The sequence below is a fragment of the Bacilli bacterium genome (assembly GCA_036381315.1).
Classification (GTDB): domain Bacteria; phylum Bacillota; class Bacilli; order Paenibacillales; family KCTC-25726; genus DASVDB01.
The window spans coordinates 1-4,217 of the sequence record DASVDB010000096.1 but is presented as its reverse complement, the minus strand read 5'-3'; the positions used below and the strand labels follow the sequence as shown (position 1 = coordinate 4,217).

Below are 4,217 nucleotides of genomic sequence, written 5' to 3'. Positions count from 1 at the left end.
TCCCCATATCCCATGTGCGGGATCCGTTAATTTTTGCGCCGCGGCCAATTCATCTTTCCATGTCCAGTCGGGTTGCGGGTATTCGACGTTTTTTGCGTCAAACAAATCCTTGTTGTAAAACAGCAATACGTTGGAGAAGCTTTCCGGGACTCCATACTGTTTGCCGTTATAATTGAACGCGGAGTATGCCAGCTTCTTGAATACATCAGAGTTAAAGGTTGTGTCTGCGGAAATGTAGGGAGATAAATCCAACAAAATATCTTTGGCGGCGTAGGACGCAAATCCCTCGTAACCGACTTCAAACACATCAGGCGCCGCATTGCCGCTGCCGATCACTGTGTTCAATTTGGTGAAATAATCGGCGTAAGCCAGTATTTGCAAATCCACTTTAATATCCGGGTTTGCCGCTTCGAAAGCCCGGATCATTTCTTTAATCGTTTCTTCCTGACCGCCCGAAGCCGTATAATTCATGAACGTAATCGTTACCGGGTCGTTCTTTTGCTCCGTTTGCGACTTGCCGTCAGCCGGCGAACTCGTCGCCTCACCGGCGTTCTCCGATTTATTGCCGCCTCCGCATGCGGAAAGCAGCATGATCAGCATGCTTACAACCAACAAAAGTGCCGTTTTTTTCATAGACCTCACCCTTTCACATAATTGTTCCGCATTTTTTCAACAGAAAATGTAAAGCAAGAAAAAGCAACGCATCAAATCTTAACGGACGTCCTCATCACCTCCCGCAGTTAATGCGCCAACCGACGCGCATTATTCAAAGTCACCCTTTGACTCCGCTCATCGTTATGCCCCGAATAAAATATTTTTGCGCAAAAAGATACACAACAAAGATCGGGATGAAACTGATTACATTGCCGGCCATCAGGACGTTCCAGACAGTCGCCCACCTTCCCGTCAACATACTGAGGCCCAACGGCAGCGTCATCAATTCGTTGCTATTGATTATGATGAGCGGCCAAAGAAAGTTGTTCCAACAGCCCATAAAGGCGAAAATGACAAGTGTTGCGAGCGCCGGCTTGCTAAGCGGCAATATCAGTTTGGCGAACACACGAATATAGGAAGCGCCATCGATGAACGCCGCTTCGAGCAACACATTGGGAATCGTCAGCATATGCTGGCGAAGCAAGAAAGTGCCGTACGCACTGAATATGCCGGGTAATATCAGCCCGAGATAGGTATCGATCAGGTTGAATTTTTGAAACAGGACATATAACGGCGTCATCGTAACCTGAAACGGAATCATCATGGTAATCATGAAAAGCATGAACAGAAAACCTGATCCCCTGAACCTGATTTTGGCAAAAACAAATGCCGACATCGCGCAAATTAAGACTTGCAGAAACGAAGTTACAACAGATACAAAAATACTGTTCAAAAGAAAGCGCCCCATCGGAAAATATTTGCCAATTTCCTTGAAATTATCGAAATTATACTTTGAAGGCAGAAATCGCGGCGGCAGTTTCACAACCTCTAGCGTATCCTTGAAAGCGCCAGACAACATCCATATAAACGGAACCGTCAGGATGACAACAGCAACCAACAAAATCAAATGAGTAATCATGTCGCGCAACAATGCATTTTTATCGATCATAATTGACCCACCTTTTCTGCAACTGATACTGCAACAACGTCACAACGAAGATGAATCCGAACAACACCCACGATTGCGCTGCGGCAAAACCCATTCTGCCGCTTTTGAACGCGTTTTTGAAAATTTGCTCAACGATCGAACTGGTTGCGCCGGCGGGCCCGCCGTTTGTCATCACCAATACCTGGTCAAACAATTGAAATGAATTGATCATGGCAATCACAACAACGAAAAATATTGAAGGCGTTATCATCGGCAGCGAAATTTTTAATTGTTGTTGCAACGGAGTCGCCCCGTCTATTTGCGCAGCTTCATAGTACTCGCCCGCTATTTCCTGAAGACCGGCCAGGAAAATGATGGCGAAAAATCCGACATCCTTCCACACGCTTACCATGATGATGGAGGGCATCGCCCAGAAGAAATCCGATAACCAGATCGGCCCTTGAATGCCAATCTGCGACAACAAGTAATTCAGGAGTCCGCTTTGTCCGTTCAATATCCACCGCCAAATGATCGATACAGCAACCCAGGAAGTAATGACGGGCACGAAAACCGCCGCTCTGTAAAAAGCCTGAAAGCGGATTTTACGGTTCAAAAGTATGGCCAGCGCCAGACTGGATACCAGCACGAGCGGCACATAACCGATAATAAATTTAAAAGTATTGCCGATCGCAATACGCGACTTCTCCTCATGAAACACGTCCGCATAGTTGGCAAACCCGATAAAGTGCGGCTTTGTAAGCAAGTCCCAATCTGTCAGGCTTAAATAAGCCGATACCAGAATCGGGTATAGATTGAACAAGACAAGTCCGGCCAGCCCTGGAAGCAAAAAAATCAGCACCGCGAGCCATTTTTTGAATTTGTTTTCGCCTGCCATTTGCTCCGCCCCTCATTCAACAGGCTGAACCCTGCCGAAAGTAACCTTGGCTCCATCTACCGGAGCAGCCCAGTAGACGGCATTTCGAATTACTTGCCTGACTTCAGGCTGATAATATGTCGGAAATTGTTCGTGACCGGGACGAAAATAAAATATTTTGCCTTTTCCTCTACGATAGCAACATCCGCTGCGGAATACTTCGCCGCCGGCAAACCACGAGATGAAAACAAGTTCATCCGGGGCGGGAATCTCGAAGCGTTCGCCATACATTTCTTCTTTCGGAATTTCAAAATACGGGCCCAAGCCGTTCGTAATCGGATGCCCATGCTCGATTACCCAAACGCGTTCTTTTTCGCCGTCGTCCCGCCAATTCAATATACCGGTATTCGTGCCGAGCAGCCGCTCGAATATTTTGGAGGCATGTCCGGAATGAAGCACAATCAGCCCCATACCCGCCAATACGCGCTCCCGCACTTTCGCAACGACGCTGTCCCGCACCTCGTCATGGGCCATATGCCCCCACCATATCAACACATCCGTTTTAGCCAACCTGTCATCCGTTAAGCCATGTTCCGGCTCATCCAACACTGCGGTAACGATTTCCAACCGGTCATCGTCCCGCAACCCCGCGGCAATTGCGCCATGAATACCTTCGGGATATACCGCCGCCACTTCCGGGTTTTCCCTTTCGTGGCGAAACTCATTCCAAATCGTTACATGAATTTTTGTCAAGCACATAACCCCCTAGCCTTTTTTATAAATCAATTGCAACCCAACGCCCGGATTCCGCAGCTGCAATGATTGCGTCGATGGCCAGCTGATTTACATAACCGTCTTCCATCGAAGCGTCCAATCCGTCGCCCTTGCCATTGATCAGATTGCAGAACGCCTGTATCTGGGAAACCCGAAACGCTTCCGGAATGTCTACTTTCCTGAAATCCTGATCCTCCTCCGCGGCAAAACGCACATAGAGCGAATCCGTATCCTCCAGCCTGTAAATCAACGCTCCTTCGGAACCGTACAATTCCATGCGCTGGTAATTGCCCCTCCCATAGGCAAAACGCGAAATCGACATGGAATACGAAATTCCGTCGTCAAGTTCACCTAATATATGGCAATAATCATCGACGTCAACGACGCCTTTCCCCGTACCGCCCGGAAGATTCCGTTCCTTGATGATCGTTCCCGTTTGTGAAAAAACCCGTGACGTATCACCTACCAAAAAACGCGTCAGATCAAGCATGTGCGAACCCAAATCCCCCAAAGCGCCGGAGCCGGTCAATTGTTTGCGGAACCGCCATACAAGCGGAAAATCTTCTCCAATCGCCCAGCTTTGCAGATACTGGCTGTAAATATGCCTAATTTTCCCGAGCTTTCTTTGTTTAATCAGGTATCTGGCATACCTGACCGCAGGAATGTAGCGATAAGAGAAACAGATCATATGCGGCAGCGGATCAGCCTTAAGCATATCCCGCAAAACGGCCGCTTCCCCGGAGTCAAGCGCTACCGGCTTTTCCAATGCGAATGGTTTTCGGCTCTCGATCGCATCTTTCGCGATCTGAAAGTGATTAAAGTTCGGCGTGCAAATAATGACCGCGTCCAACTCAGGATCCGCCAGCATCTTTTGATGGTCGGAAAACCGGCGCAATTCCGGAATGCCAAATTCCTCTCCTTTCGCTTTCAGCAAATCCTCCATTACATCGCAGATGGACCAGAGTTCACCGCAATCGCTGTTCATGA

General features: G+C 48.2%; 5 protein-coding genes. All 5 read right to left on the bottom strand.

The features are described from left to right. Nucleotides 1-633 (bottom strand): extracellular solute-binding protein (locus VF260_07295; protein ID HEX7056988.1); only part of this gene is annotated, 633 nt, incomplete at its 3' end. A gap of 139 nt (nt 634-772) precedes the next feature. Further along, a complete protein-coding gene (locus tag VF260_07290) occupies nt 773-1,603 on the bottom strand; it encodes a carbohydrate ABC transporter permease (GenBank protein ID HEX7056987.1) in 831 nt (276 codons plus the stop codon). Continuing rightward, nucleotides 1,593-2,477, bottom strand: coding sequence for a sugar ABC transporter permease (locus VF260_07285; GenBank protein ID HEX7056986.1), 885 nt, complete (start codon nt 2,475-2,477; stop codon nt 1,593-1,595). Before VF260_07285 ends, VF260_07290 begins: the two co-directional genes overlap by 11 nt. A 12-nt stretch (nt 2,478-2,489) precedes the next feature. Next, the gene (locus VF260_07280) at nt 2,490-3,209 is read right to left on the bottom strand and encodes a ThuA domain-containing protein (protein ID HEX7056985.1); all 720 of its coding nucleotides are present in this window, start codon (nt 3,207-3,209) and stop codon (nt 2,490-2,492) included. 22 nt (nt 3,210-3,231) lie between these two features. Further along, nucleotides 3,232-4,217 (bottom strand): Gfo/Idh/MocA family oxidoreductase (locus VF260_07275; protein ID HEX7056984.1); only part of this gene is annotated, 986 nt, incomplete at its 5' end.

What these genes read in the sequence shown, in the direction of transcription:
- VF260_07285 (HEX7056986.1), bottom strand. Translation starts at nt 2,477, where the DNA reads ATGGCAGGCGAAAACAAATTCAAAAAATGGCTCGCGGTGCTGATTTTT.
- VF260_07290 (HEX7056987.1), bottom strand. Translation starts at nt 1,603, where the DNA reads ATGATCGATAAAAATGCATTGTTGCGCGACATGATTACTCATTTGATT.